Raw genomic sequence first — 26,162 nt, 5'->3', positions numbered from 1 at the left:
GTGCATCGTCATGTCGGATCGGCGGGAGGGCTGGGCGGTGACTACGGCATGGCCGCGTACAACGCGGCCAAAGGTGCGGTGGTCAACCTCACGCGCGCGATGGCGCTGGACCACGCCCCGAGGTCCGGCGTCAACGTCGTCCACCCCGGATTCACGCTCAACACCGGGATCACCGCGGGCGCCACGCATGACACGCCCGTCGTGCGGTCCAGTGCGGAACGCATCCCCTTCGGCATGTTCCGGTCCGATCCGCTCGATTACGACCACGACCTGGCCGCGCAGAAGAAAATCCTCAAGGGGGGCCTTCGCCGGGGTCACTGGCTGTCAGGTGCCGCAGCTGCTCGACGCGGTCCAGGCGGCCGAGGACTGCTACTTCGACTCGGTCAGCCAGATCCACATGCCCGCCTGGCACACCGGCCGGATCGCCCTGGTCGGCGACGCCGCGCACTGCGCGGCCCTGCTCTCCGGCCGCGGCACCTCACTGTCCCTCACCGGCGCTTACTACCTGACCGAGGAACTCAAAGCCGCCAGGGAGTGAATCCCCGCCAATTGAGACGAAGTTGACCGGCGGGGTGCGTAGCGATGCGATGGTCGCCAGACCCGGCACTGAACAAGCAGGCATTCAACAAACAGCCATTGAAGTAGCAGGCATTTAACAAGGAGGAGAACTATGTCCGACACGCTGAACCAGCAGGCCCGGCCCGTCACTTTACGAACTGCCCGCCGCGTGGGCGCAGCCCTGCTGGCCGTGCCGCTGGCCGCTGTCGGCGTCCTCGGTGTTGGCGCACCGAGCCAAGCCGCCGCGCCCGCTCACGTCGGCAGGGCCCACCACGTCGGCAGCGTAGGTGCTTCGCTGAACTGCCGGGGCAATGGCGTCGATCCCGCTGCCAAGATCCGGTACCGGACCGCGACGGTCATCCACGCGCCGCTGCGCACCATCTGGAATCTCCAGACCGACGTGGAGCGTTGGCCGTCCTGGCAGCCGCCCGTCACCAGCATGAAGCGCCTGGAGGCGGGTCCGCTGGGGAAGGGCTCCCGGTTCCGGTGGACCACCCCGGTGCCCGCCACGTCCACGACGCCCGCCACCACCCTGACCATCACCTCGACCGTCCGGCAGCTCAGGCACGGCACGTGCATCCGCTGGACCGGGCCCGCGATCGGCACGGGGCTGCGCATCGACAGGGGTGTCCACGTCTGGACCTTCACCAAGGTCCGGGGTGGTGTCCTCGTGCAGACCGAGGAGACCTGGACCGGTGCCCAGGTAGAAGCGGACGTGCCCACCTCCGTCAAGTACCTCGGAGGAGGTCTTGAGCAGTGGCTGAAGGAGCTGAAGGCCACGGCCGAGGCCCGTTCCCGGACCCACTCGGGGCAGGACTGACTGGGGACAGTACGTGCTGAGCGCGTTGAACCCCGCGATCGTCTCCGGGGGCTCGTGCTGGTGACGGGCGGCAGTCCGGCCTGTAGATCGTCTGCCTGGAAGGCATTCGCCGGTTCCGGCCCGTCCGCGCGGATGCTCCTTCTACCATCCGGGACATGACCGACCCCGAGCTGCTGGAACGGGTCGCCGCGCGTCGCGCAGAACTGGACGGACTGGAAGAACAGCTGGTCAAGCAGCTGGAGCAGGTACGGACCGAACGCGACGAACTCGCGGTCGCCGACCGACCGGGCCCTGGAGCGCAGGAGTGAGCAGATCGCCGAGGAGCGCAACCGTCGCGCCTGCGTCCGCGCAGGTGGGGGGCACGCGGTGCTGCTGGTCCCGCACTGCGGGCCGAGTGTGGAGGAGTCGGCGCTCCCGCCGGACTACCAGCGCATCCTCGCCGTCGTCCGGCAGGCGGGCGGCCCGGTCATGGTCCGGCAGGTTGGCGAGGTGCTCGGGCTGGACACCGGCATCCTGGGCGAGATGGAGCCGCTGCGCGGGAAGCTGACCAAGCCGGCAGACGGCCGGTTCGCCACGCGTCTGTGACCTGCGGCGGCCGCCTGGCCACAGGGCGGCGAAAGTCGTAACTCAGGTGCTGTCGAAGCCAGTTGGGATTGCAAGCACCACCGCCAAGGTCTGCACGTCCTCGCCCTGACCGACGAGAAGGGCCGACTGGTCTGGATCTCGGCCGCCCGGCCCGGCCGCACCCACGACATCACCGCCGCCCGCTGCGACCACCGCCTCGCCCATATGCGCGACGCTGGCTTCAGTGCGCCGGCAGACCTCGGTTTCCTCGGCCGGGACGACGCCCCGGCGATCCCGTGGTCGTCACCGGCTACAAGGTCACCCGCGCCCGCAAGCTCACGCCCAGCCAGAAGGAGGCCAACCGGATCCTCGCGGCCGGACGCGCCCCCCGTAGAACACGGCTTCGCTCACCTGAAAAACTGGCGGATCCTCACCAAACGCCGCACTACCGCCCCGCCCGCACCACCCAGCTCCTGCGCGCCCTGCTCGTCCTGACCAACCTCGAAGTCGCCGCTGACAGAGGCTCTACTGACCAGACCGCCCACCACCAGCACGAGCTCCCGATGAACTCCTCGTGCGTGCTGAAGAGGGTAGAGAGGTGGTTGTCGTTGAGTGAGAGGACGAGAAGACGTGGATGTGTACGAAGCCGTGGACAGTCGCCGGGCCGTGCGGGCGTTCAGCGATGAGCCGGTATCCAAAGTGGTACTCGAACGAGTGCTGGCGGCAGCGACGCGTGCTCCGTCGAGTGGGAACCTCCAGCCGTGGCATGTGTATGTCGTGACCGGCGAGCCCTTGGCCGAACTGAAGAAGCGCGCGACGGCCAGGGCGCTGGCGGCAGACCCGGGTGATGAGCGGGAGTATCCGATGTACCCGGCCGAACTGACCCCGCCCTATCTGGACCGTTTCTCCGCCGCGGCCGCCCAGCGGTACAAGGCACTGGGAATCGAGCGCGACGACCCCGACAGGCCCATGAAGATCGCCGCCTTGAACTCGGAGGCGTTCGGGGCGCCGGTCGTGCTGTTCTGCTACCTCGACCGGACGATGGGGCCGGGACAGTGGGGGGACGCGGGGATGTACTTGCAGACGGTCATGCTGTTGCTAAGGGTGGAAGGGCTGCACAGCTGCCCCCAGGTGATGTGGACGATGTATCGCAAAACCGTCAGCCAGATAGTCGGAGCCGAGGATGGGCTCGCACTGTTCTGCGGTATCGCGGTGGGATTCGAGAAGGAAGGCGTGCCACGGCTGCGTACCGAGCGGGCGGACATCACCGAAACAGTGAGCTTCATCGGAGCGTGACCGCCGGGCCGTTCCAGGCCGTTCCACGCCGTCCGCGCGGACGGCCCGGAGCGGTCACGGGACTTGGCGGCGTCGGCGCCGAGGGCGGACGAGGAGCCGATCGGTACGCCGTGGAAGTCGCGCACTGTTTTGATCTGCGACGGAGAGACGCGGGCCCCGGGAAGAGGCGGCCCATCCCTCCTCACCCACCCGGTCCTCCTCCGGAAGCGCGGAGCGGAAGGTCACAGGAGGGGGGTGTGCCGTGCGTGGACTGAACGCTCGGCGTTACGGAGGGATACTGCTCGCCCTGGTTCTGCTGCTCGCTCATTTCAGGGCGGCGCAGGTGGCGAAGACGCCGTTGGTCCACCCGGGCAGGGAGTCGGCGCCCGGCACCCTCGACCCGCCGTTGTCCTCAGGGCCGCGAGCCGCGCACCGCGGCGGAGTGGTCTTCGGCGCCCAGGAGTTGAATGCCCCGACGGCTTCCCGATCCACCCGACGTGCGGTGCGCTTCGTCCACGACGATCAGATCGGGTCAGCCCGCCGGAGCAGGTGCGCTCACTTCTTCAGCGGCTTGCGGGTGGGGTTGTGAGGCTTCTTCGGGAGGAAGGTGGACGTGGGCACATTGTGGTCCATGCAGTACGCGCGGAGCGTCTTGCGCTCCCTGGCCCCCTTCACGTTCTTCGGGGGAGCGGTCTCCTCCGTCGTGTACGGGACGTAGACGAAGTCCCCCCTGGTCTGGACCCCGGTCAGCGGCTTTCCGTAGTACTCGTAGCCGCCACCGGTCGGGGCGGGAAGGAAGTCGCGGTGCTTGCGCTCGCGGACGTCGCGGGCCGAGAACTTGAAGTAGGTGTATGCCGTGATGTGATCCCGGTTCAGTCCCGCGTCCTTGGCCAGCTTGTCCACGGTCATCCTGTTGTCGACCTCGGTCCACTCGGACGGGTCGAAGTCGGCGACCTTCGCGTTCTTGGTAAGAGCAAGGATCTTCTTCAGGGTGTCGACGGTCGCGTCGTTCTGGATGCCGTCCTCCTTGAGTCTCGCACCCAGCGTGGTCAGAGTGCCGAAATCCTTGGTGTTGAGGGACGAGAAGTACTTGCCGTCGGTGTCGATGTCGTCCCCGTTCGCCGTCGGCTCTGCCCGGATCGACGTGTTGGGACCGACGAACTGGTTACCCGCTTGCCATTCGAAGAAGGAGTGGCGGATGTCCGCGAACGAGATCCCGCGCTCAGTCTCGTTGTTCGGAATCGTCGTGTCGGCAAGCTTCTTTCGCAGGGTCTTCCGGTATTGGAGGGTGTTCTCGCTGTCCGGTACCAGCACCTTGAGGTTGGCCAGCATCTCTTCGGTGATCTCTTTCGGAACCGCGTCCGTGAGGACCTCCAGCTTCTCGGCTTCGCTCAGCCTGCCGAGGGCATTGGACAGTGTGGCGTGGGCCACGATGTGGTGCGCGGTCGTCGTCCACCCGTTGTGGTCTTTGGGCTTGGCGTACGGGTTGTCCCCGCGCCGCTGGACGGCCGTCGCTGCCGACGTTGGTGCGGCCACGGCCCGTTGGGCGGCCACGGGACCGTCCGGAACGGGCCCTGAGAGCACCCGTGTTGCGTTGGCTTCCGCTTCGCGTTCGTATCGGTCGGAAGGGTCGGAGACCTTGAGTCCGGATCCGTTGTCGGTACCGGCGACGGGGCCTTGGCGTTGTTGGATGACGTGGGTGAGTTCGTGGGCGAGGGTGTGTTTGTCGCCTCCGCCGTCGCCGATGACGACGTGGTTGCCCGAGGTGTAGGCGCGGGCGCCGACCTCGGCGGCGGAGGCTTTGGCGGCGCTGTCGTTGTGGATGCGAACGTCGGAGAAGTCGGCGCCGAGGCGGCTTTCCATGTCGGTACGGGTGGCGTCGTCCAGGGGGCGACCGGCGGCGCGGAGGACGTCGTGGACGGCGGAGCGCTGCACGGCGGGCCGTTCGACGCCCTGGTGGCCGCAGTCGGAACCGTGCTGGTGCTGTTCCGGCTGCGGCCAGGCGTGGCCGGCCCGGCGGAGCATCTGAACGACCGCGGTGTTGCCCGCCGTGCTCTGGAGGGCGGGGAGTCCGGCAGGTATTCCACCACCCGGCGCGGAGGTCTTGGTGGCAGTGCGGGCAGGCTTCTTGCCCTCCGGTGTCTGGGCCTGTTCGTTGGCGTGCATCGGTTCCTCTCACGGGCGCCGCGACCGGCGTCGGGGGCGAGCTGAAGTGCTGCGGCAGCCGGACAGGACGGGATACGCCGACATCGAAGGCGCAGCCACGCCGACCCTCTCACCGGCCGCCAGAGCTTTCCCAACGTAACTCCACGTTCTTGGTGGCGGCGACACTCTGGCGTACCCGGTGTGGCGCCCTGAAGTCAGTGGTTGCGCGCGCCTTCCTGAGCGTCTTCGTTCGGCGTGAGGGAGTCGCTTGCCAGGGGCCGGCCGGTGCGCATGCGCGTGGAGGCGTACACGCACCCGGCGAGCGCCAGGTCGGACCGCGGCAGCCTCGTGACCGGCCTCGCGGAGACCCTGGATGAGCCATTCTTTCTTCGCGGAAGACGGCGGCGGGCCCGGCCGCGACAGGGCTCGGTCCGCCGCTGCGGCGGCTGCGCTGGCGGGGTTATGGCTGGTAGTAGTCGTCGAGAGGCGCGCGGGCCTCCTCGAACAGGGCCGGGCCGTCCTGCACGATCGCCGGCCAGGCGCCTGACTTCGGGTTGAGTTCGATGAGTTGCTCGGTGGAGAGCGCGTAGACGACACGGCCGAGTCCGGAGCGGACGATGCCGCCCGCGCACATGCCGCATGGCTGGCAGCTGGTGTACATGGTGGTGTGCGCGGCCGTGCGGGGGTCGAGTTCGCGCGCCGCCCAGCGGGCGAGCTTCAGTTCCGGGTGGGCGCTGATGTCATTGTCGCGACGCACCGTGTTGTGGGCTTCGGTGAGAATCACACCGTCCGGGCCCGCCAGCAGGGAGCCGTACGGCGCGTCGCCCAGGGTGATGGCCTGGGCCGCGATGGCGATCGCGCGGCGCAGGAGTTGCTCGTCGGCGGTGGTGATCATGTGGGTGTCCTCCAGTGTGTGGCCACGGCGGTGAGTGCCTCGCGCCAGGGCGGCCAGGTATTCGCCGGTCAGTCTGCCGCACGTGGTGAACGGCACACCGAGCGCGTCGAACTCCTGGTGCGCGCAGCCGCACCCTGGTGGTGATGTCGGCCGGCACCGGGCCGCCCGACGGACGGGGCAACCGCCTGACCGCGCGAGAACGCGAGATCCTCGGCTTGCCTCTCGGCGCTCTCTGCCTCCGCGAACCCGTCTTTCCGCCTGGCTCCCAAAGAGGCGTCTACGATGGGAAGTACGGGCCTGGCGCCCTGAACATCCAGTCGTGGGGAGGCAGTTGTGGGAGCACCGCCGGATGCCGAGGACAGTCACCGCCCCGACTTCCCGCCGAAGACCCCGCCCCCGCCCAAGAAGCCGGTCGAGCCACCACGCCCGGCCGGATCCACTCCCGGCCCGGTCTTGGCGCGGCCGCGGCTGTCGGCGCGGATCGCGAACCGCAGGGCGGCGAACTGGACGCTGGAGAACGGCCCTTGGTCCCCGGCGAAGGCGGCCCGGTACGTAACGGCGAAGCTGGAGGAGTGGGGCTACCAGCTGGGTGAGGCCCGCACCACCGGCATCGTCGCGGTGACCGAACTCCTGGCCGGGGCCGCGCTCACCGACGGCGGACGGCGCATCAGTCTCCACCTGGCCGACCAGGACCATCAAGCCCTCATCCTGGTCCTCTCCCACCAGCCCGGCCACGCACCCGACGGCGAGGACCTGCTGCGCCAGGTGACGGGGCTCGGGGTGGTCTCCTGCGGCACGGACACCGATCAGGCGGACGGCGGCCGCCGGCGCTGGGCCCTCATCAGCCTGTAACTTCGGTCTTGAGCCTGCGCGTTCGGGCGGACGCCCAGGTCACCACCGGTGGGCTCGCCGCGGCCGCACCTGCGAAGCCGGCCGCCAGCAGGGCCCAGCCCGCCGGGCCCGCGGCGACCGTCCAGCCGATGACCGCCGGGCCGGCCGCCTTCGCCGAGCCGTCCGCGATGAGCTGCCACATTCCCTGGTACTGGCCCAAGAGATGGTCGGGGGCCAAGTCGTAGGACAGGGTCCAGCCCGCGGCGGCACCCAGAATCTCGCCCAGGGCCAAGGCGAGGCACGCCGTCACGAACAGTGGCCACACTGCCCGTTCGGCCGCCGCCAGCGCCGCGCAGCCCACGGCCGTGAGCGCCCCGGCCGCGAGCAGTGCGCGGCGCGCCCCGGCGAGGTCCTTCGCCGGGCGGCTCAGCCGGGCCTGCAGGGCGACGACCACCGCCGTGTTCAGGATCATCGCCGCCGAGGTCGTCCAGGGCGGCAGGTCCGATCCGTACACGATCCACAGCGGCACGCCGATGGAGACGACGGCGCGGTTCAGCGCGTGCACCGCGTTGAGCAGGCTCACCGTCAAGTAGCCGCCGTCGCCCAGCGCGTCCCGTCCGAGGCCCCTGCCCGTGGCGCCGCGGGCGGTCGCCGGGAGCCGGGAGGTGGTGAGGGCGCTGACGCAGAACGTGGCGGCGTCCAGCGCCAGAAGCGCGTACAGCGCCCAGGTCGTGCCGGTGGACACGGCGAGCGCGGAGAGCAGGGCGCCGACGGAGAAGCCGATGTTGGAGACGGACCGCTGGTAGGCGCGCAGGGCGGTGCGGCCCTCGGGCGGTACCAGCTTGCCCATCAGCGTGGCGCGGGCCGCGGTGTTCCCGCTGGTCGCCAGCTGCCGTACGGCGAGACAGAGCGCCAGCAGCCACGGCGAGGCCGCTGCCAGGAGCAGCACGGTGGCCAGGGCGCAGACCAGTTCCGTGACGACGGCCAGGGACCGCGCTCCGTACCGGTCGCTGAGCTGGCCGACCGGTACCGCGCCCAGGACCCCGACCAGTCCGCTCGTGGCGAGCAATGACGCGGCTTGGCCCAGCGGCAGGTGCTTGGCCGCGGAGAGGAAGACCACGAGGGCGGACATCGTGGCCCCCGTGCCGGTCATGCTCACCAGATTCCCGAGCGCCAGCCGTCGCTGGGTCCGGTCATCCGGTATGAAGCGCATGCTCAACCTCCAAGGGCAGTTGGGCGATCCGGGTCACCCGCCGGTCGCTGACGGTGAGGTGGCGGGTGCCGTCCGCCTGGGCGCGCAGCCCGACCGTCGAGGTTCCGCCCGAGTGCCGTACGGCGAGGTCGGCGTCGCCCGGGGTGTCTCCGGCCACCAAGGTGGCGACCGCGACCAGGCCGGTGAGGGCGAGCCCCGGGTGCCAGTCGTCGGTCGACAGGGCCCGCGCGTGCAGCCCTGCGCCGTCGGAACGCAGCAGCAGGGCCGGCTTGGGTAGCACCTCGGATTCGCCCATGCCGAGCCGGGGCGCCAACTGGGCGCGCACGTCCCGCAGTACGGCCCTGATGTCGTCGCCCGCCGCCAGGACGGCCGCACCGTCGCCCATGCCCAGAGCGGCGGCGTCCACGAACGCGTACGGGTTGCCGCTGTCGACGACGGTGACCGTCACCTTCGTCCCCGCGCAGTCAAGGACGATCGGGGCGCGACCCAGCGGAAAAGCGGTGCCCCGGTCGTCGAGCGGGAAGCCAAGACCGGCGCCGTGCTCGCCCGCGGTCGCGTCGAGGGTACGGATGTCGCAGCTGATGATCCGGCGTACTCCGGAGCGGTGGGTGAGCAGTCTGAGCGGTCCGCCGTCGGCCGGGCCCCGGCCGCTCGCGTGCAGGTGGGTGGCGGTGGCGAGCATGGAGTGCCCGCACTCCGGAGTCAGATCAAGGACCTGGCTGCCGCCGCGCTCCACGACTTGGGCGAAGACGTATTCGGCGGCGACGTCCAGGTCGTCGGCGGCCGGGTGGGCCAGCGCCACCTTGGCGACCGGCCGTCCGATGGTGGCCACGGCGGTCTCCAGGACGGGCAGCGGATCCGCGAGGCGGCGCGAGCTGGCGACCACGAGGGTGGGCGCGGCGGCTCCGCCGACGCTCCACAACCCGATGTCCACTCCCACGGCCCGCACGCGCTCCACCGCGGCCTCGCCCTCCGCGGCAGCCCCGGCGTCGAGCCCGGCCGTCGCCTCGACTGCGGTGGCGGTCATCGGGCGCCCCCGGCCGTCTCGTTGAGCCACAGTTCCAGGACCAGCAGCGCCCACACGGTGTGCGCCAGTGGCTCGGTGCGCCGCTCCTCGAACTGGGCGAGCACCTTCTCGATCTGGGTGGTTTCGAAGATCCCGCGCCGGGCGGCGGCCGGGTCGGTGAGGACTTGGCGAGCCCAGTCGAGCGCGACCCCGCCGGCGTCGAGCAGGTGGTCGCTGAGCCGGAAGGTGAAGGGCTGCTTGGGCCGGTTGATGACCGCCTCCGGGGCCCAACCGTTGCGGGCGGCCGCCGTGGCCAGCGTGACCTTCACCGTGCCGTCGGCCCCGATCTTGTCGCCGAGCCGCAGCGCACGGCCGAGGCCCGTCACGTCGTTCCGGCAGAACGGCACCCGCGCCTCGACCGAATGCGCCGCGCTGAGGTGGTCCACGCGCTGGAGGTGGTAGACCGGCAGCCGGTGGCGCAGCTCGAACTCGGTGGCCGCCTCGGCGGGGGAGACCCCGGGCGGCAGCGGCGCGGCCCACGGCCCGTCGTCGGGCCGCCGCACGGAGCGCAGGTGGCCCCGGGCCTGACCGGTGTACAGGGCCTCGTGCCACTCGGCGGGCAGGCCGGACAGGGCGCTGCGGTAGGCGTCGCTGTCGCCGCTGCGGGCGAGTGCCTTGAACCGGTCGTATCCGCCGAAGAGTTCGTCGCTGGCGTCCCCGGTGAGCGCCACCGGGTAGCCGGCCTCGCGCACCGCCTGGAAGAGCCGGTACGTGCTGACGATGATGGGGTCCGAGTTGGGCTGTCCGAGGCTGCGCACCACGGCCGGGAGCAGCTCGGGGAGGTCGGCGCCGCCGACGTGGACCTGCTCCAGGCGGGAGCCGGAGGACTTGGCCACGAGCTCGGCGAACGGCAGCTCGTCATAGGCGGACGGCGTGCGCGGCACGACGGTGAAGGTCTGCAGCGGACCGGCCGCGCGGGCGGCCAGCGTGGTGACGATGGACGAGTCGAGCCCGCCGGAGAGCACCGCGCAGTACGGCACGTCGGCAGGCAGCATGCCCGCCACGAGCTCGGGCAGCCGTGCGCTCAACTCATCGACAGGATCGGTGAGTTGGGCCGCGCGGACCTCCGCGATCCGACTGACGACGGGGGCGCCGCCCGGCACGACCTCCAGGGCGTGGCCGGGCGGCAGCGAGCGCACGCCCTCGATCAGGGTGGGGTCGCCGAGCGCACCCGGCTCGGGCACCGCGCCGTACACCGCCTTGAAACGCAGGTAGCGGTCGAGACCGTCGGCGTCGAGCCGGACCCCGCCGCCGCGCAGTCGCAGCAGGGCCGGGATCTCGGAAGCGAAGCCGAGCCGGCCGGCCTCGGCGAATACGTACAGCGGCTTGATGCCCGCCTGGTCGCGGACCAGGGTGAGGCGGCGGCTCGCGTGGTCGTAGGCGACGATCGCGAACATGCCGTCGAGGAGACGGGCCGCGGCGGCCCCGTGCCGGGCGAACAGCGGCGCGAGCACCTCACCGTCGCAATCGGTGCGGAACTGGACCCCGTCGGCGGCGAGCCGGCGGCGCAGCTCCGGGGCGTTGTATATCTCGCCGTTGTAGAAGACGGTGACGCCTTCGGCGGTGAACGGCTGCCAGCCCGAGGCCGGGTCGGAGATCGCCAGCCGGGTGCCGCCGGCCAGGACCCCGTCGAAGACCCTGTGGGCGTGCCCGTCGGGGCCGCCGTGGTGCAGGAGATGGGCCATCTCCTCGCCCAGACCGTGCAGCTCGTCGTGGCTGAGGCGGGGGTCGAGCAGGCCGAAGATGCGGCACATGGTGCGGTATTCGTCCTTACGGTGAGTGGTGGGTGGTGCGGTGGGGACCGGCGGCCCGCATCGGGGCGGGCCGCCGGTCACGCCTGCCCGCTGGTCAGTGACCCGTCAGGTCGGCGTGGTGCGCGAGGAAGGCGGCCCAGTCCGGGTTGGCGTACCAGGTGTCGAGGGTGTCGTCGGCGGGGCAGCGGCGCCGGTCCGCGAGGGCGCGCAGCGCGTCGAGCGCCGAGGTGTCGAGGCCCTGGTCGGCGAGGCCCTTGGCGGCCCGGTCCAGGGCGTCGTCGACGAGCGCGCCCGCGTCCACCGGCTGGAAGTGCCGGTCGATCAGCGGAGCCTGGTAGCCGTGGATCGCGGCCTGGCGCATGTTCTGGTCGGCGAACGGGCTCGCCACGTACGAGAACTCGCCCTTCTCCAGCATGAGTCCGGCCACCAGGGCGGTGTAGCCGCGCACCAGGTCGAGGCGGTTGGTGATGTCGATGCAGGTGACCTCCTTGCGGAAGTACTGGTCGTCGCGGAAGTACAGCGGGCGGCGGGTGAAGCTGCGGCGGTAGGAGCGCTCCGACTTGCCGACCACGCCGTCGACCGTCCAGGGGCCTTCGCCGCGCACCGGGGTGTTGGCGCTGAGCAGGATCAGGGCCGGGCCGAACCAGTCGAACTTCGCGTGCAGGTAGTCGCGGTCGAGGCCCTTCTCGACGGCCTCCGGGAAGCTGACGTTGACGTGGATGCCCCAGGTCATCATGGCCGTCTCGGCGGCGGCCCAGCCCTCGACGCCCCGGCCGCCGCGCGGGCCTCGGTACTCCTCGGTGGAGCGGTGGGCGCCGTACGCGCTGCCGCGCAGGCCGGCCTCGGCCAGCAGGGTCTGCATCTCCTCGTAGTGCCGGACCAGGTATTCCTGCTGCTCGTACACGTCCGAGGCGATCGGCGTGCTGATCTCGATGCCCTTGACGTGGAGGTCGGTGATGTCGCCCCGCTCGTCGGTGAGGTCGTAGCCCTCCAGGTAGAAGCTGCGCTGGTTGGAGCCCGGGTACTTGACGGCCATGTAGTCGTTCGAGGGGGCGTTGGACCTGGAAATGACGTCCTTGAGGACGGGGAAGGAGAGCTCCTTCCAGTGCTGCGGCTGCCCTTCGGCGTCGACGAGCTGGTACTCGAACTCGATGCCCATGCGGTAGGCGTTCGGGTCGTATCCGGGCATGGCGAAGTGTCCCTTCGGGGATGTTGACGGATCGTCAGGTCAGTGGGCGGGCCCGGTTCAGGGGGCGGTGATGCCGTCCAGGAACCAGCGGTGCAGGGCGAGCAGACGTTCGCTCGTCTGCTCCCGGCTGTCGCCGAGCGCGACGCCGCTGAGCAGGTAGGCGGAGGAGGCGACGTCGGCGGCCGCGCCCGTGGCGGGTGGCAGGACACTCTCGTAGTGGCTGATCCCGGGCAGCGGGCACACGGCGGGGGCGAAGCCCCGGGCGTCGTCGGTGTCGTACGCGAGCAGGAACCCGGCGGTGGAGGCGGCGCGTTCGGGCACCAGCGTCTCGGGGGAGGAGCCCGTCTGGTGGCGGGCGGCCAGTTCGACCAGGTCGACGCCGTGCAGCCGGCGCAGGGTCGGCTGGATGCGGCCGCCGCCGACGCGGCTCGCCGCCTCATTGACGACGATGCCGTCGGCCGTGTCGAAGAACTCGATGTGGAAGGCGGTGGCACGGGGCGTGGGCAGCGCGCGCAGGGTCTCCTCGGCGAGCCGCACCACGGTCGCGCGCCGCGGGTCGTCCGCGTCCAGGGTGATCGCCATGGTCGGTACGGGCTCGTCGCGGACCTCCAGCATGGTCGTCGACCACGACCAGACCTCCGCGAACACGGCCCGCCCGTCGGCGAGCACCCCGTCGCAGTGCAGGAGCTCGTGCGGTGTGAAGGCCTCGGCGAGGTAGTCGGTCAGCCGGTCGCCCTGTCGCGCGGTGAACTCGGCGGCCTGGGCGGCGTCCGCGATTCGCTCGATGCCGCGGGAGCCGGTGCCGGTGCGCGGCTTGGCGAGCACGGGATAACCGGCCTTCGCGGCGAACTCCTCCAGATCGCCGGGTAGTTGGAGGCCGGCGTACGGGACGATCGGCAGCCCGGCTGCTTCGAGGAGCCGCTTCATCCGCAGTTTGTCCCGGTAGGCCTCGGCGCTCTCGGTGCCCTGCCCGTCGAGGCCGAACTCGTCGCGCAGCGCCGCCGCGCGCAGCACGTCGTGCTCGGAGCAGGCGATGACCGTGTCGATCCCGTACGCGCCGATCCATTCGCGGGCCGTCGCCAGGACGTCCGGGTTGGCGATGTAGTCGTCGAACTCGGCGATGCGGGTGTAGCGTTCGCGGATCGCCTCCGCCTCCGGGTGGCGGTCGACGGCCCGGGTGGCGCAGTTCAGCAGGAACAGTTCGTGGCCGGGGTCGAGCCAGCGATGGAAGGCGGCGGACTGCAGCCGGTACCGGTTGAGGATCAGGACCTTGCTCATGCGCCGGCCTCCCCGCTGGTGCGGATGGTCAGGTTCGCGGCGAGGGCGTCGGCCGCGGCCACGGCGTCCGCCCGCTCGGCGGCGAACGCCACGACGGCCGCCCGCATCTCGTTGCCGTTCTCGATCGGGGCGAGCCGGTCGCCCGGGTGGACGAAGCAGCGGGTGAGCACGTGCCGCTCGCGCAGCTCGGGCGACAGCTCGCCCACGTCCACGGCCTCGACCAGGCCCTCGACCTCCGACACACACCGCCGGACGGCGAACCCCCGCTCCTGGACGGCGAGTTCGGGCATCTCGCCGTGCAGCACGTCGTACCAGGCGCGGTACAGGTCGACGCCGGTGACGGCGCGCACCATGTGGCTGATGAAGACCCCGCCGATGCGGCCGTTGACCTCGACGATGCGCGGTCCCGCGGCGGTGAGCCGGACCTCGGTGTGGGCGGGGCCGTCGAGCAGACCGCAGGCCAGTACGGCCCCGGCCGCGACCTCTTCGACGGCCGCCCGGTCCGCGGCGGTGAGCCGGGCGGGAATCTCCGCGTCCAGCTTGAGCGTGCCGGTCCGGCCTCCGATGCCCTTGCCGGTGACCGCGACGGTGGTGACGACGCCGTTGGCGACGACCGCCTCGACGCTGAACTCGGGTCCGTCGAGGTACTCCTCGACGATGACCTCCGACTCCCACGACTCGTCGAACGCCGCCGTGAAGGCCGCGTCCAGCTCCGCCTGCGAACGGACCACGGACACCGCACAACTCGCGGCGCGGTCCGAGGGTTTGACCACCACGGGCCAGCCGGCCGTCTTCGCGAAGTCGCGTGCGGCGGCCAGGTCCCGGCAGGCCGCCCAGCGCGGTTGGGGCACCTCGGCCCGGTCCAGGGCCGCGCGCTGAAGGCTCTTGTTGGAGCAGGCGAGGCCGGACCGCTCGGTGTGCCCGCGCAGCCCGAACCGCTCGTTGAGCCGGCCGACCAGCGGCAGCAGGTAGTCGAAGTCGGCCAACACGGCGGTGAAGGGCCGTACTTCGTGGAAGTCGGCGATGCGCTGTTCGAGGTCGCCCACGCGGTCGGTACGGAACGCGGTCGGGACGCGGGGCAGCAGCAGCTGGGCGTCGCCGAAGCCCGCCAAGTCGTTGTCGGGGTGGTCCGCGACCACTATCTCCGCGCCGGTGCGGGCGAGGGTGCGCAGCGCGGATTCGCGTTCCTTGGCCGGGCGTATCACCAGGACCCTTGGGGTCGGCGGCTCAGCCATGGGGGTCTGTTCCATGTTCTTTCCATGTCTCCTTCGCAGCCGTCACAAGTACGGCAGAACCTCATTGCTGAGCAGTTCCACTGATTCCAGCGCCTCCGATATCGGGGCTCCCGCCCAGTGCACGCGCAGCAGCAGCTCGGTGGCACCGGTCCGGCCGGTCCACTCGCGCAGGGTGCGCAGACAGTCGCCCGGGTCGCCGATCGCGAACCGGTCGCGGGAGAGTTCGGCGAGGTCGGCGTCGAAATGGTCGCCCTCGGGCAGCACGGTGTCCTGCCCCCAGTCCTTGTAGACGGCGTACTTCGCGGCCAGGTGGCGGCAGGCGCGGGCCGCGGCGGTCGCCCGGTCGGGTGCGCAGACGACCTCACGCATCAGCGGCACGTCGGTCGCGGCGGGCAGCCCGGCCTCGGCGCGGGCCGCGCGGAACAGGGCCAACTGCCGTTCCACCGTGGTCATCGCCGCGTGCGGATTGATCATCCACGCGTCGCCGGTCCGGGCCGCGCGGGCCACCGCCTTGTCGCTGTTGGCCGCGAGCCAGACCGGCGGTCCGGGCCGCTGCACGGGCAGGACCGAGAGCCGGGCGCCGTCCAGCCGGCACCAGGGCAGGTCGGCGTCGACCGCCTCGCCCGCCCACAGCCGCCTGACCAGGTCGAGGTTGGCTGTGAACCGGCTGAGCCGGCCGCCCTTCGGCACGGCGAACGCGTCGTATTCCAGCTCGCGGTAGCCGAGCCCCGCGCCGAACACGAGCCGCCCACCGGTGAGTACGTCGGCAGTCGCGTACGCTTCGGCGGCGTCCACCGGGTTCTGCAGCGCGAGCAGGCAGATGCCCGAGCCGAGCCGCATGCCCTGGGCGACGGCGGACAGCCGGCCGAGTAGGGGCAGCGGCTGGAGGTGCGCCATCTCCTCGCTCAGGTAGTGCTGAGCCACGAAGACGGAATCCCAGCCGGCCGCGCGCACGGCGTCGACCAGGCGCAGGTGGTCGTCGAGCGCCCGCCCGGCGTCCTCTCCGGGCGGATACTGCAGGGTGAGGTTGAGCCCCATCCGGACTGATCTCTTACGGTCGTTCATCACTGTCCAGCACTCGGGTTCCGGGGGCGGCCCGCGGTCCGCGCGGGGTGCGCAGGTCACGGGCGACGAGGATCTGTTTCAGCCAGTGGCCGGGCCGGCCGGGGCAGGCGTGCACCGCCCGGAAGTTGTCGACGACGAGCACACCGCCCGGGTCCAGCACGAGATCGTGGCGGACCGCGTCCAGGCCGTCCCGCAGGGCCGTGAGGGCCGCTGCCGCCGCCGCGTCGTCGGCTCCGGCACGGAACGGATCGAGCAGCAGGTACGGGTCGTCGGCAGCGCCGCGCAGGACGGGACCGGTGCGGCCCCCCGCGGTGAACCGCCCCTGCCGCAGCACCTCCGCATGCTCCTGGGCCAGTCGCACGTCCCTGACCTCGGCCACCGGAACGCGGCTGCCGCCGGGGCAGCGCAGGGCGAACAGCCCCAGGTAGTCGGCGCGGTCGGGGCCGGGCCCATCGGCGGTGCGCCAATGCGGCCCATCCGGCCCGGCGGGCGGGACCACGTTCCGCACCATCCGGCCCTGCTGCTCACCGGCGCGGGCGAAGGGTTCGCCCAGGCACATCGCCACCAGGGCGAGCAGCAGTTCCTCGCGCCGGGTGCGACATCCGGGGTCCGTTCCCTCCGAGGCGGTGGGCAGGGCGCCGAGCGACGCGTCGTCCACGTGCATCCCGAGCACCAGTTGGACGGCCCCGGGCTCGGCCGTGCGGAATTCGTACAGTGCCTTGCGCAGCCCGGCGGGGGCCTGGGCGACCAGCTCCCAGGAATGCGCGTAGAGCGCGCTGCGGGCCGGGTCCAGCCAGTGGTCGAGCAGGTCCTCGACCAGGTTCTCCAGCTGCCTGCCCTCCGCTATGCCCAATTCGTGGACGAGAGGTCCGCCGACACGCCGCACCGCCGCTCAGCCCCAGCCGAGATCGTCCTGCGTGACCGCCTGGGCGGCCGGACCGGCGGCGGTGACGGCCGCTCGGGCGACGTCGGGGGCCCGGTGGTCGTCGGCGGGCGCGGTGACGCCGAGGTGAAGGGCGAGCGGGACGGCCAGTGCGGCCAGCCCGAGAAGGAGGGTCCTGAAGTTCCTGCGCTGCCTCATCACGTCACCAATCGGCGTCAAGTTCGGGTGAATTCCCGCGTCCAGGGGCTTGTTCCCGGCCTGCGGATGACTTCATCTTGACCACCCATGACTGCATAGTCATCCGGATTCACGTATCCTTTTGCGACAGAACGTATCCGGACAGGTGAACGAACGTGCACAATCAGGATGACTCGCCCTCCATCGCCCACCCCAGCCTCGGCCCGAACGAGCTCCGCGTGTATGAATGTGCCGCCGGCTTCCCGAGGTTCTCCGTCGGGGACCTCGCCGCCGAGATGGGCCTGTCCGAGGCCGAGGTGGAGCCGGTGCTCCAGCGCCTGACCGCGCTGCGGCTCCTGCGCCGCAGCACCGCACATCCGGACCTGCTCACCACGGTCTCCCCGGAGAGTGCCCGGGAGCAGATCACCCGGCCGGTGCTCCGGCAGATCTCCCGGCTCCAGGCGGACGCCGACCGGCTGCGGGACCAGCTCGACCAACTCGTCCCGCTGTACGACAAGGGAGCCGCCCACCAACTGCGCCGCGAAGGCGTCGAAGTGGTGCCGGAACTCGCGGCCGTACGCCAGCGCCTCGCCGAACTCGCGGCCGGCGCCCGCAGCGAGGTACTCACCTCACAGCCCGGCGGGGCCCGTCCCGAAGAAGTCCTCACCGAGGCGATGGGCCGCACCAAGGCCGTCCTCGCACGCGGCATCGCGATGCGCACCCTGTACCAGCACACCGCCCAGTTCAGCCAGAGCACCGTCGCCTACGTCGACCAGGTGGCCCCGCTGGGCGCCGAGATCCGCACCCTGGGCGACGGCTTCAACCAGCTCATCGTCTTCGACCGCGAGGTCGCGGTGATCCAGCTGCGCGGCAACCCGCTGGGCGCGGCCCTGATCCGCGACCCGCACGCCGTCGACTTCATCGTCGCGTCCTTCGAGCGGGCCTGGGCGGCCGCCGTCCCGTTCCCCACCGCACACGGCCGGGCCGAGGCCATCGCCGCCTCCGAGAACATCAAGGCCGACATCGTCCGGCTGCTCACGGCGGGCGACGAGGACAAGGCCGTCGCCCGGCGCATGGGCATGTCCATCCGTACCTGCCAGCGCCACATCACCGAAATCATGAACCGCCTCGGCGCCCGCAACCGCGTACAACTCGGCTATCTGCTCCAGCAGCAGGAGGCGCGGGATCCCGCGGGATCACACCAGACGGAGTGAGGTGTGAACCGGGCACGTGTGGGGAGCACGACCCGGCGGAGATTTTTCCGGAGGGGCGCAACCCCGCCGGGGGTGGCACGTCGTATGGGGCGAAGGGCGTTGGCATACGTCCTTGACAGCATCACTCGTCCCAGCGGCCTGCGGAGGTCCTAGTTGCTGAATTACCCTTCCCCCTCTTCGGAACGGCGCGGCCAGGGGGTACGGACAGCCCTCATGGTGGCGGTCCTGGCCCTGTGTGCGGCACTCATGCCGACAGCCGTGCAGGCGGTGGCCCCGTACACCACAACACCCCTGGGAACGTCACCCGCCGCGCCGACCGTCGCGGAGGCGGACGTGATGCCGCACCTGCAGGCACTGCAGCGGATCGCCGACCGCAACGGCGGCAACCGCGCGCACGGCACCCGGGGGTACGCGCAGTCGGTGGCCTACATGCGGCACGCGCTGGACCGGGCCGGCTTCCACACGCAGCTGCGCCACTTCTCGTACGGCGGCGCGGACGGCTACAACCTGATCGCCGACTGGCCGGGCGGCGACCCGAACCACGTGCTGCTCTCCGGCGCCCATCTGGACAGCGTCGCGGCGGGCCCGGGGATCAACGACAACGGCTCCGGCGCGGCGGCGGTCCTGACCGCCGCCCTTCAGGTGGCCGAGGCCGGCCTGAAGCCGGCGCGGCACCTGCGGTTCGCCTGGTGGGGAGCGGAGGAGGCGGGACTGATCGGATCGGCGGACTACGTCCGGGGCCTCTCCACCACCGACCGCAACGCCATCGACCTGTATCTCAACCTCGACCAGGCAGGCAGCAAGAACACCAAGCAGTGGCTGGTGGTGAACGACGCGCAGCACGGTGAGAGCACCGCCTTCCAGGCGTTCGAGGCGTGGTTCGCCGCCCGGGGCATCGCCACCTTCGACATCGGCGTGGGCGGCTCGGACCACGAGTCGTTCGGAAAGGCCGGAATCCCGTCGTCCGGCTTCAGCACCGGCATCTCGGACTGCATCCACAACGCCTGCGACACCCTCGCCAACGTCGACCCCGCGACGGAGACGACCAGTACCAACGCCCTGATCGGCGTGGTGTGGCAGCTCGCCGCCACCGCCCCCACCACCAACCGGCCCTGACCCCCGACCCGAGGAAGCAGAGATGCGCAGATTACTGAGCCACCGTCGGGGGAGCACCACCGTATTGGCGGCCGCGACCGCCCTCGGCGTCGCCCTGACGGCCGTTTCCGCCGCGGGTGCGACCGGACCCAAGGACCCGTACTTCCCCGACGACGGCAACTCCGGCTACGACGTGGCACATTACGACGTCAAGATCGCCTACGACCCGGCGCACATCGACCACCTGGACGGCGATACGACCGTCACCGCCCGCGCCGTCACGGCGCTGGACCGCTTCGATCTGGACCTGAAGGGCTTCGAGGTCGCCTCGGTCACCGTGAACGGCACCCCGGCGAAGTCGTTCTCGCGGTCCGGCGCGCACAAGCTGGTCGTCGAACCGGCCCACCGGGTGGCCAGGGGCGCCACGTTCGCGGTCCGGGTGACGTACGCGGGCAAGCCCGACGCGGAGGGCTGGCACATCCTCGCGGACGGCGGCGCGAACGCGGCGGGCGAACCCCACTCCGCGACCTCCTGGTACCCGTCCAACGACCACCCGTCCGACAAAGCCACCTTCGCCCTCACCGCGACCGTTCCCGACGGCTGGACCGTGATCGGCAACGGCCGGCCCGGACCGACCACCGCCGAGGGCGGCGCGACGACGTTCCGCTGGCGCGAGGACAGGCCGATGGCGACGTATCTCAGTACGGTCGCCATCGACAAGTTCACCGTGCACCGGACGGAGTTGCCCGACGGTACGCCGGTCATCACCGCGTACAGCCCGGGGATCCCGATCGACGCGGCGACCGAGGCCCAGCAGCGGGACATCCTGGCCTTCCTGGCCTCGAAGTTCGGCCCGTACCCGTTCTCCTCGGCGGGCGCCATCGTCGTCGGCGCGTCGCAGGGCCCGCAGCCCCGCGCGGGGGCCCTGGAGACACAGAGCCGGCCCACTTACATCGGCGACCTCAACGATGCCGGGATGGTGCACGAGTACACCCACCAGTGGTTCGGCAACAGTGTCTCGTTCACCGACTGGCGCGACGGCTGCATCGCCGAGTGCGTCGCCCAGTACGCCAACCAGCTGTGGGACGAGCACAGCGGCGCCAACCTGGACACCGGCTTCTATGCCAGGACGGTCGCCGAGAACAAGGACAAGCCGTCCTTCTGGTCCACGCCGCTGTACGACCCGGGCAAGGGCAAGGAACTCGACGGTGCCCTGTACTTCAAGGGCTCCCTGATGTTCCACGCGCTGCGCCGTACGGTGGGCGACGAGGCGTTCTTCGACACGCTTCGGCGCTGGACCAGTGACCACGCCTACGGCAACGCCTCGTTTCCGCAGTTCGAGGCGCTGGCGGCCAAGGTGTCGGGCAAGGACCTCAAGGGCTTCTTCGACGCGTGGGCCCACGGGACGACGATCCCGCCGAAGGAGTACCTCTACCCGGGCAGCCTGGCCGCACTGGCCGGCCGGTAGCCCTCCCTCACCCGCGCGGTAGACGGCCGGCCCCCGGCGCGGCAACTGTCCTGCGGATCAACCCTGTTCCTGTGGTGGGGCAGGCCCCACCACAGGAACAGGAGCGGGCTTCCTCATGGCCCGCCGCGCCCGCCCCTAGGGTCAAGTGCATGGCCACCACCGCCCTACCGACCCGCCCGCTGCGCACCCGCTCCCGATGGGTGCTCGACTATCTCGGGAGCGCCTGTCTGGGCATGTGGGTGGCGATGTCGCCCCTTCTGCTCGTCGGCCACGCCTTCTTCAGCTCGGCCGGAGTGAGCATGGTCAAGCAATTCGCCGCACCGGACGCCGAGTTGGACCCGCTGTACATGAGCCTCGCGGGCCGGCCGGGCTGGCTGGCCATGTCCGCGCTGGTCCTCCACCTGGCCCGCACAGGCAGGCTCGCCCTGCCCGTGCGCCTGCCCTCCGCGCAAAAAGTTCATTGCGGACTGCCCGGCCGTGGCTGAGAGACTAGGGACTGTGGATGCGACAACACGGTTCCGACTGGCGGTCATCGAGTGGGCGGCCGGCGGTGCGGGGGCACCGGCCGCCGCCGTGGCCGCACACGAGCTGGCTGCCGCCTCCGCTGTGCGTACGGCCGTACTCGTCGAAGGGGTCAGCGACCAAGTCGCGCTCGAAGCGCTGGCTGCGCGTCACGGCCGCGCCCTCGGTGCCGAGGGCATCGCCGTCATCCCGCTCGGCGGCGCGACCAGTATCGGCAGATTCCTGAATCTGCTGGGTCCCCAGGGGCTCGACGTCGCACTGGCGGGCCTGTGCGACGCCGGAGAGGAAGGCCACTTTTCGCGCGCCCTGGAGCGAGCAGGTCTCGGCTGCGGCCTCGCTCGCGCCGACATGGAGCCGCTCGGTTTCTACGTGTGCGTCGCCGACCTGGAAGAGGAGCTGATCCGCTCTCTCGGTGCCGACTCCGTGCAACAGGTCCTCGACGCCCAAGGCGACCTGCGGGCATTCCGCATCTTCCAGAAGCAGCCCGCCCAGCGGGAGCGGAAGGTCGAGCAGCAGCTGCGGCGCTTCATGGGCACCATCAGCGGCCGCAAGAGCCAGTACGCACGATCGCTCATCGATGACCTGGACCTGACCCAAGTACCACGGCCGCTGGACCGTCTGCTCGCGCATCTGCATCTGTGAGCCGACCCGCTGGGGACTGCCCCGGGCTGCGAGCAAAAGCGCACAACTCCGCACCATTTCACAGGCCCCGGGGAGCCGGTTTCGCACAGCTCCTCGCTCTGGATACGACTCACGGGTCACCACCACCGTGGGCCATACAGCCGCACAGTCATGGCGCAGCGATGCGATGGTTCGGAGACTGGAAGTGGCGCCGGAGCGACCGGCAGGCCGAAAGGGAGCAGGTGATGGCAGTTACTGGCGACTTCTCCGCACCGGCCGGGGTACGCGTGCCGGACTCGAAGCTCGCGCGCGAGGCGACCGAACTCGTACGGGACAGCACGAGGAGCTGATCTTCGACCATTCGCGCCGTGTGTACTTCTTCGGCAGCCTCCAGGGTCGCAACCGCGACCTCGGCTTCGACCCCGAGCTGCTCTACATCGCGGCCATGTTCCACGACCTCGGCCTCGGCCGGCCCTTCCGGGGCAGCGGGCGGCGCTTCGAGGTGGACAGCGCCGATGAGGCCCGCCGCTTCCTGCAGGGCCACCAGCTGCCGGAGGACAGCATCCGACGGGTGTGGACCGCCATCGCCCTGCACACCACCCCGGGCATCCCCGAGTTCATGGAGCCAGAGGTGGCCCTGGTGACCGCAGGCGTCGAGTACGACGTCCTCGGCATCGATACCACGACGTCGACGAGACGGACCGCGCCGCAGTCGTCGCCCTGCACCCGCGCCCCCGCTTCAAACAGCGGATCCTTGAGGCCTTCACCGACGGTTTCCAGACCAGGCCGCAGACCACGTTCGGCACCGTCAATGCCGACGTGCTTGCGCACTACGTGCCCGGCTTCGAGCGCGGGGACTTCGTCCGCACGATCCTGGACTCCCCCTGGGCCGAATAGCCATCCGCCAGCCGGCGCACCCGGTGGTCGTGGCAGCCGCGTTGCGCCCGGCAGCGGAATCCGGTTGGTCCGGTCGGCTACCGCTCGGCCCCCTCGGAGGGTGCTGTCTCCCTGGGGCTGGCCATGTCAAGGAGCAGCATCGCGTCGTGGTCCGGGGTGCCGGGCGGCGCCTGGTAGGTGACGAGGCGCTGGCCGTCCGTGTGGAAGATCGCCATCACCTCGAAGGAGAGGCACATCGAGCCGACCTCCGGGTGCTGGAAGTGCTTCTGTCCGCCGCCCCGCGCCCGTACGTCGTACCGCTCCCAGAGACGGGCGAACTCCGGGCTTTTCACGACGAGTTCGCCGACGAGCTGGGCCAGCTCCGGCATGTCCGGGTCGGCGCCCGCCATCGCACGCAGGTGGGCCGCGCTGTGCGCTGCCATCTTCTCCCAGTCGCGGTACAGGCTGCGGCCCATGGGGTGCAGGAACATGTAGCGGGTGACGTTGCGGCGCTCCGGCGGCCAGTCCGTGATGCCGGGGAAGAGGCGCAGGCCGGGCCGGTTGGCGGCGAGCAGGTCGTTGGCGCGGGTGACGACGTACGCCGGTGAGGGGCGCAGCGTCTCAAGGAGGAGGTGAACCGACTCCCGCACCTCACGCGCCGGGCCCGGGGACGGCGCCGGCGTCTGGCCCGCGGCGAGCGCCACCAGCTCGTGCAGCCGCTTCAGAGCATCGGGGGCGAGCCGGAGGGCCTTGCCGAGCGCGGTGACGACGGCGGGCGAGGGACGGGTCTCGCTGCCGCGCTCAAGGCGCGTGTAGTAGTCGACGCTGACCCCGGCCAGCGTCGCCAGCTCTTCGCGCCGCAGCCCCGGAGTGCGGCGGATGCCTGTGCCGGCGGGCAGGCCCACGTCCTGCGGGCGGATCTGCCCGCGGCGGGCGCGGAGGAAGCGGCCCAGCTCCGTACCTTCGCTCATCCCGACATTGTCGCAAAGGGCCAGACGTGCAGGGGGGCCGTATCAGGGCCAGGAACAGCGCTCCCCCGTACAGCTCGGTCTTCCGGGGCTCGCACGCGCCGAGCATGCTGCTTCCGTGTCCGACAGGGGCGGCGCGGTGAGGAGCAGTGCACGATGAGTGTGGCGAAAGCCGGGGCAGGCACGGGAGTTGGGGCGAGGGCAGGCACCCGGGGTGAGTCGGAGCGGCCAGGTTCTGCCGCAGCAGCTCTGGTCGCCGCCGTCCTCGGCTTCTTCGTGATCACACTCGATGTCTCCGGCGTCAACGTCGCGCTGCCCGCCATGGGTGAAGAGCTCGGCGGCTCAATGTCCGGGCTCCAGTGGGTCGCCGACAGCTACACGCTGATGTTCGCGGCCCTGATGCTCTCCGCCGGTGTGCTCTCGGACGCAGTGGGCGCGCGGCGCGCGTACGGCTGGGGACTCGGCGTCTTCACCCTCGCCTCGCTGGTGTGCGGGGCGGCACCGACGCTCGGGACGCTGACGGCGGCGCGCCTGGTGCAGGGGAGCGCGGCGGCAGTGATGGTGCCCGCCTCGCTGGCGCTGATCCGGCAGGCGTTCCCCGAACCGGCCGCGCGGGCACGTGGCATCGCCCTGTGGACGGTCGGCGGCGCGGTGGCCATCGCCGCCGGGCCCGTTCTGGGCGGGCTGCTCACCACGGCGTGGACCTGGCGCGCCGTGTTCTGCCTCAACGCGCCTGCCGGGATCGCCGCGTCCCTGACCCTGCTCCGGGCGGCGCGCTCCCCGCGCCACCGTGCCGCGTTCGACCTGCCTGGGCAGCTGACGGCGGTGCTCGCGCTGGCCGGACTGACCTTCGCCGTGATCGAGGGCGGGCACCACGGGCTCACCGGCACCGTGCTGGCCGCGGCCGGGGTCGCGGTGGTGTCCGGGGCCGGTTTCGTGGCCATCGAGGCACGGCGACGCGCCCCGATGCTGCCGCTGGAGCTGTTCCGGCAGCGCGGCGTCACCGTGCCGGTCATCGCGGGCTTCGCCCTCAACGCAGCCTTCTACGGTGGGGTGTTCGTCCTCAGCCTCTTCTTCCAGGAGCAGCGGGGGCAGTCGGCGTTCTCGGCCGGGCTGATGTTCGTGCCGATGGCGCTGATCACCGCCAACTTCAACTACCTCTCGCCGCGTGCGGTCGCCCGCTTCGGCCCACGGACAGTGGTCGTCGCAGGCCTGCTGACCTGCGCGCTGGGCTGCGGCGAGCTGCTCGCCGTCGACACGGGCACGCCCGCGTGGGTCACTGCCCTGCTGATGATCCCGCTGGGCACCGGCGGCTCCCTGGCCATGCCGGCGCTGACCTCCCTGATGCTCGACAGCGTCGCCGCCGAGCGGGCCGGCACGGCAGCAGCACTTCTCAACACCAGCCGCCAGACGGGCGGAGCGCTCAGCATCGCCGTCTTCGGCGCGCTCCTCGCAGGGGACTTCGCACAAGGCATGCGGGAGAGCCTCGTGCTCGCCGCCTGCCTCCTGGTGGCCATGGCGCTGGGCGCGGCGGCCCTGCTGCCACGACGCGAGTCGGTCACGCATCCCATCGGGGATGCGCCGACCACACGAAAAGGGCACTGACTCCCAACAAGCCCGTCAGGAAGCAGAGTTGATGGCGGCGGTTGGCACTGTGCGCCGGTGAGCCGGCCGCTCAGAGCTGGCGCTGGGCGAGCAGTGCGCGAGCGACACGGGCCCAGAACCGGGGCGTTTTCAGGCTGGAGGGATGACGTCTCATGTTCATCACGTCGAGGAAGCGCTCGTTCACCCAGGGGTCCGACACCGATGCCCGTGTCATCAGCCATGGTGTGAGATCTGGACGGGGCCGAGCATCTCGCACTGCTCAGTCACGACGTGGAGTTGCCGCTCGGGGGAGCAGGGTGAGGCGCGAAGGCGGCGCGCGCCGACGGTGGCGAGCGCCGTGCTGTCGGTTCCGCCTGCACCTTACGAGCCGCTACGTGGGAGGGACTCAGCCGAGGAAGTCGACGCGGTCGATCAGGCCTTCGCATACGCGGTAGGCCACCAGGACGCGGATCGGATCGTCGGCCAGGCCGTGGGCGAGTTCGTGGTCGACCACCCAGTCGCCTTCGCTGAGCCGCGCCAGGATCTCCGCCCGGCAGCGGCCTTCTGCGAAGAGTCCGGCGTACGTGTCACGCAGAGCTTGACGGCCTTGCAGTCGGCTGCCGTTACGCCGTTGGACCAGGACGTCCTCGGCATAGGTGGCGACGAAGGCGTCGATGTCGTGGCTGTTGTAGGCGGCGAGCTGCTGCTCGACCACTTCGCGCGGATCGGTCATGCGCATGATCATTCCTTCCTTGCCTGAACGTCCCGTCATCTCCTGCTGCCCTGTCGCTCATCGACCACCTAGGCCGCGTCGGCGGAGCAGGCGATTGACGCGCATCGCTCTCTCGACCGGCTTAGCTCTTTGT

The 26,162-nt window shown here is 71.0% G+C and carries 26 protein-coding genes and 1 pseudogene; 14 read left to right on the top strand and 13 right to left on the bottom strand.

Annotated elements, in window-relative coordinates; all coding sequences use genetic code 11:
• Window positions 1–48 precede the first annotated feature (48 nt).
• The 6 genes from ACIQ8J_RS19200 to ACIQ8J_RS19175 all read left to right on the top strand — a co-directional run bounded on the left by ACIQ8J_RS19200 (window position 49) and on the right by ACIQ8J_RS19175 (window position 3,238).
• The gene (locus tag ACIQ8J_RS19200; RefSeq protein ID WP_403607887.1) at window positions 49–564 is read left to right on the top strand and encodes an SDR family oxidoreductase; all 516 of its coding nucleotides are present in this window, start codon (window positions 49–51) and stop codon (window positions 562–564) included.
• A gap of 106 nt (window positions 565–670) precedes the next feature.
• On the top strand, window positions 671–1,378 hold the full coding sequence (locus tag ACIQ8J_RS19195; RefSeq protein WP_403273088.1) for an SRPBCC family protein: 708 nt from the start codon (window positions 671–673) through the stop codon (window positions 1,376–1,378).
• A 155-nt stretch (window positions 1,379–1,533) separates the two neighbouring features.
• Entirely contained in the window at window positions 1,534–1,686 is a 153-nt protein-coding gene (locus ACIQ8J_RS19190) for a hypothetical protein (protein ID WP_403273089.1), read from the top strand.
• A 58-nt stretch (window positions 1,687–1,744) separates the two neighbouring features.
• Complete coding sequence (locus tag ACIQ8J_RS19185) at window positions 1,745–1,963, top strand: hypothetical protein (protein ID WP_403273091.1); 219 nt, start codon at window positions 1,745–1,747, stop codon at window positions 1,961–1,963.
• A gap of 90 nt (window positions 1,964–2,053) precedes the next feature.
• Entirely contained in the window at window positions 2,054–2,437 is a 384-nt protein-coding gene (locus tag ACIQ8J_RS19180) for a transposase family protein (protein ID WP_403607885.1), read from the top strand.
• 135 nt (window positions 2,438–2,572) lie between these two features.
• Window positions 2,573–3,238: a nitroreductase gene (locus ACIQ8J_RS19175; RefSeq protein ID WP_403273092.1), complete on the top strand. Its 666-nt coding sequence runs from the start codon at window positions 2,573–2,575 to the stop codon at window positions 3,236–3,238.
• A gap of 534 nt (window positions 3,239–3,772) precedes the next feature.
• On the opposite strand, the gene ACIQ8J_RS19170 is transcribed toward ACIQ8J_RS19175, so the two are convergent.
• Entirely contained in the window at window positions 3,773–5,383 is a 1,611-nt protein-coding gene (locus ACIQ8J_RS19170) for a DUF4157 domain-containing protein (RefSeq protein WP_403273093.1), read from the bottom strand.
• Window positions 5,384–5,822: 439 nt separating this feature from the next.
• Window positions 5,823–6,257: a nucleoside deaminase gene (locus ACIQ8J_RS19165; RefSeq protein ID WP_403273094.1), complete on the bottom strand. Its 435-nt coding sequence runs from the start codon at window positions 6,255–6,257 to the stop codon at window positions 5,823–5,825.
• 333 nt (window positions 6,258–6,590) lie between these two features.
• On the opposite strand from ACIQ8J_RS19165, the gene ACIQ8J_RS19160 reads away from it, so the two are divergent.
• A complete protein-coding gene (locus ACIQ8J_RS19160) occupies window positions 6,591–7,109 on the top strand; it encodes a hypothetical protein (protein ID WP_403273095.1) in 519 nt (172 codons plus the stop codon).
• Here ACIQ8J_RS19160 and ACIQ8J_RS19155 read toward each other — a convergent pair.
• From ACIQ8J_RS19155 to ACIQ8J_RS19115, 9 genes are all read right to left on the bottom strand, one after another.
• Window positions 7,099–8,301, bottom strand: coding sequence for an MFS transporter (locus ACIQ8J_RS19155; RefSeq protein ID WP_403273097.1), 1,203 nt, complete (start codon window positions 8,299–8,301; stop codon window positions 7,099–7,101). The genes ACIQ8J_RS19160 and ACIQ8J_RS19155 overlap by 11 nt on opposite strands.
• Window positions 8,282–9,328 carry a PrpF domain-containing protein gene (locus ACIQ8J_RS19150; protein WP_403273098.1) on the bottom strand — a complete coding sequence of 349 codons (1,047 nt, stop codon included), beginning with the start codon at window positions 9,326–9,328 and terminating at the stop codon, window positions 8,282–8,284. Before ACIQ8J_RS19150 ends, ACIQ8J_RS19155 begins: the two co-directional genes overlap by 20 nt.
• Complete coding sequence (gene asnB / locus ACIQ8J_RS19145; RefSeq protein ID WP_403273100.1) at window positions 9,325–11,121, bottom strand: asparagine synthase (glutamine-hydrolyzing); 1,797 nt, start codon at window positions 11,119–11,121, stop codon at window positions 9,325–9,327. The genes ACIQ8J_RS19150 and asnB overlap by 4 nt, the downstream gene beginning before the upstream one ends.
• 94 nt (window positions 11,122–11,215) lie before the next feature.
• Window positions 11,216–12,310, bottom strand: coding sequence for a glutamate-cysteine ligase family protein (locus ACIQ8J_RS19140; RefSeq protein ID WP_403273101.1), 1,095 nt, complete (start codon window positions 12,308–12,310; stop codon window positions 11,216–11,218).
• 57 nt (window positions 12,311–12,367) lie between these two features.
• Entirely contained in the window at window positions 12,368–13,588 is a 1,221-nt protein-coding gene (locus ACIQ8J_RS19135; RefSeq protein ID WP_403273103.1) for an acetyl-CoA carboxylase biotin carboxylase subunit family protein, read from the bottom strand.
• A complete protein-coding gene (locus ACIQ8J_RS19130; RefSeq protein ID WP_403607877.1) occupies window positions 13,585–14,823 on the bottom strand; it encodes an acetyl-CoA carboxylase biotin carboxylase subunit family protein in 1,239 nt (412 codons plus the stop codon). The genes ACIQ8J_RS19135 and ACIQ8J_RS19130 overlap by 4 nt, the downstream gene beginning before the upstream one ends.
• A gap of 42 nt (window positions 14,824–14,865) precedes the next feature.
• Complete coding sequence (locus ACIQ8J_RS19125; RefSeq protein WP_403273107.1) at window positions 14,866–15,861, bottom strand: LLM class flavin-dependent oxidoreductase; 996 nt, start codon at window positions 15,859–15,861, stop codon at window positions 14,866–14,868.
• Window positions 15,862–15,874: 13 nt separating this feature from the next.
• Window positions 15,875–16,741: a hypothetical protein gene (locus ACIQ8J_RS19120; RefSeq protein WP_403273108.1), complete on the bottom strand. Its 867-nt coding sequence runs from the start codon at window positions 16,739–16,741 to the stop codon at window positions 15,875–15,877.
• 39 nt (window positions 16,742–16,780) lie between these two features.
• Complete coding sequence (locus ACIQ8J_RS19115) at window positions 16,781–16,969, bottom strand: hypothetical protein (RefSeq protein WP_403273110.1); 189 nt, start codon at window positions 16,967–16,969, stop codon at window positions 16,781–16,783.
• 155 nt (window positions 16,970–17,124) lie between these two features.
• On the opposite strand from ACIQ8J_RS19115, the gene ACIQ8J_RS19110 reads away from it, so the two are divergent.
• The 6 genes and pseudogenes from ACIQ8J_RS19110 (at window position 17,125) to ACIQ8J_RS19085 (ending at window position 22,765) form a co-directional block, all read left to right on the top strand.
• The gene (locus tag ACIQ8J_RS19110; protein ID WP_403273112.1) at window positions 17,125–18,162 is read left to right on the top strand and encodes a LuxR C-terminal-related transcriptional regulator; all 1,038 of its coding nucleotides are present in this window, start codon (window positions 17,125–17,127) and stop codon (window positions 18,160–18,162) included.
• A 213-nt stretch (window positions 18,163–18,375) separates the two neighbouring features.
• Entirely contained in the window at window positions 18,376–19,278 is a 903-nt protein-coding gene (locus tag ACIQ8J_RS19105) for a M20/M25/M40 family metallo-hydrolase (RefSeq protein WP_403273113.1), read from the top strand.
• Window positions 19,279–19,300: 22 nt separating this feature from the next.
• Window positions 19,301–20,725, top strand: coding sequence for a M1 family metallopeptidase (locus ACIQ8J_RS19100; protein ID WP_403273114.1), 1,425 nt, complete (start codon window positions 19,301–19,303; stop codon window positions 20,723–20,725).
• Between the two features lie 149 nt (window positions 20,726–20,874).
• Complete coding sequence (locus ACIQ8J_RS19095; protein ID WP_403273115.1) at window positions 20,875–21,210, top strand: hypothetical protein; 336 nt, start codon at window positions 20,875–20,877, stop codon at window positions 21,208–21,210.
• A 13-nt stretch (window positions 21,211–21,223) separates the two neighbouring features.
• Window positions 21,224–21,889: an ATP-dependent endonuclease gene (locus ACIQ8J_RS19090; RefSeq protein ID WP_403273116.1), complete on the top strand. Its 666-nt coding sequence runs from the start codon at window positions 21,224–21,226 to the stop codon at window positions 21,887–21,889.
• 224 nt (window positions 21,890–22,113) lie between these two features.
• Window positions 22,114–22,765: pseudogene (locus ACIQ8J_RS19085) on the top strand (HD domain-containing protein).
• Between the two features lie 77 nt (window positions 22,766–22,842).
• On the opposite strand, the gene ACIQ8J_RS19080 reads toward ACIQ8J_RS19085, so the two are convergent.
• Window positions 22,843–23,715, bottom strand: a complete 873-nt coding sequence (locus ACIQ8J_RS19080) for a helix-turn-helix domain-containing protein (RefSeq protein ID WP_403273117.1) — start codon at window positions 23,713–23,715, stop codon at window positions 22,843–22,845.
• Between the two features lie 153 nt (window positions 23,716–23,868).
• Here ACIQ8J_RS19080 and ACIQ8J_RS19075 point away from each other — a divergent pair, with 153 nt between their 5' ends.
• A complete protein-coding gene (locus ACIQ8J_RS19075) occupies window positions 23,869–25,317 on the top strand; it encodes an MFS transporter (protein ID WP_403273118.1) in 1,449 nt (482 codons plus the stop codon).
• Window positions 25,318–25,702: 385 nt separating this feature from the next.
• Here ACIQ8J_RS19075 and ACIQ8J_RS19070 read toward each other — a convergent pair whose 3' ends face one another.
• On the bottom strand, window positions 25,703–26,029 hold the full coding sequence (locus ACIQ8J_RS19070; protein WP_403607875.1) for a nuclear transport factor 2 family protein: 327 nt from the start codon (window positions 26,027–26,029) through the stop codon (window positions 25,703–25,705).
• Between the last annotated feature and the right edge of the window lie 133 nt (window positions 26,030–26,162).

The organism is Streptomyces sp. NPDC094147 (assembly GCF_044764265.1).
Taxonomy (GTDB): Bacteria; Actinomycetota; Actinomycetes; order Streptomycetales; family Streptomycetaceae; genus Streptomyces.
Note: the sequence above shows the minus strand (reverse complement) of the source record. Positions and strands in the feature narration are given on the sequence as shown.

Coding starts and splice junctions, on each gene's coding strand:
- ACIQ8J_RS19200 (WP_403607887.1), top strand. CDS start 49: ATGGCCGCGTACAACGCGGCCAAAGGTGCGGTGGTCAACCTCACGCGC.
- ACIQ8J_RS19195 (WP_403273088.1), top strand. CDS start 671: ATGTCCGACACGCTGAACCAGCAGGCCCGGCCCGTCACTTTACGAACT.
- ACIQ8J_RS19190 (WP_403273089.1), top strand. CDS start 1,534: ATGACCGACCCCGAGCTGCTGGAACGGGTCGCCGCGCGTCGCGCAGAA.
- ACIQ8J_RS19170 (WP_403273093.1), bottom strand. CDS start 5,383: ATGCACGCCAACGAACAGGCCCAGACACCGGAGGGCAAGAAGCCTGCC.
- ACIQ8J_RS19165 (WP_403273094.1), bottom strand. CDS start 6,257: ATGATCACCACCGCCGACGAGCAACTCCTGCGCCGCGCGATCGCCATC.
- ACIQ8J_RS19155 (WP_403273097.1), bottom strand. CDS start 8,301: ATGCGCTTCATACCGGATGACCGGACCCAGCGACGGCTGGCGCTCGGG.
- ACIQ8J_RS19150 (WP_403273098.1), bottom strand. CDS start 9,328: ATGACCGCCACCGCAGTCGAGGCGACGGCCGGGCTCGACGCCGGGGCT.
- asnB (WP_403273100.1), bottom strand. CDS start 11,121: ATGTGCCGCATCTTCGGCCTGCTCGACCCCCGCCTCAGCCACGACGAG.
- ACIQ8J_RS19140 (WP_403273101.1), bottom strand. CDS start 12,310: ATGCCCGGATACGACCCGAACGCCTACCGCATGGGCATCGAGTTCGAG.
- ACIQ8J_RS19135 (WP_403273103.1), bottom strand. CDS start 13,588: ATGAGCAAGGTCCTGATCCTCAACCGGTACCGGCTGCAGTCCGCCGCC.
- ACIQ8J_RS19130 (WP_403607877.1), bottom strand. CDS start 14,823: ATGGCTGAGCCGCCGACCCCAAGGGTCCTGGTGATACGCCCGGCCAAG.
- ACIQ8J_RS19125 (WP_403273107.1), bottom strand. CDS start 15,861: ATGGGGCTCAACCTCACCCTGCAGTATCCGCCCGGAGAGGACGCCGGG.
- ACIQ8J_RS19115 (WP_403273110.1), bottom strand. CDS start 16,969: ATGAGGCAGCGCAGGAACTTCAGGACCCTCCTTCTCGGGCTGGCCGCA.
- ACIQ8J_RS19105 (WP_403273113.1), top strand. CDS start 18,376: ATGGTGGCGGTCCTGGCCCTGTGTGCGGCACTCATGCCGACAGCCGTG.
- ACIQ8J_RS19100 (WP_403273114.1), top strand. CDS start 19,301: ATGCGCAGATTACTGAGCCACCGTCGGGGGAGCACCACCGTATTGGCG.
- ACIQ8J_RS19095 (WP_403273115.1), top strand. CDS start 20,875: ATGGCCACCACCGCCCTACCGACCCGCCCGCTGCGCACCCGCTCCCGA.
- ACIQ8J_RS19080 (WP_403273117.1), bottom strand. CDS start 23,715: ATGAGCGAAGGTACGGAGCTGGGCCGCTTCCTCCGCGCCCGCCGCGGG.
- ACIQ8J_RS19075 (WP_403273118.1), top strand. CDS start 23,869: ATGAGTGTGGCGAAAGCCGGGGCAGGCACGGGAGTTGGGGCGAGGGCA.
- ACIQ8J_RS19070 (WP_403607875.1), bottom strand. CDS start 26,029: ATGACCGATCCGCGCGAAGTGGTCGAGCAGCAGCTCGCCGCCTACAAC.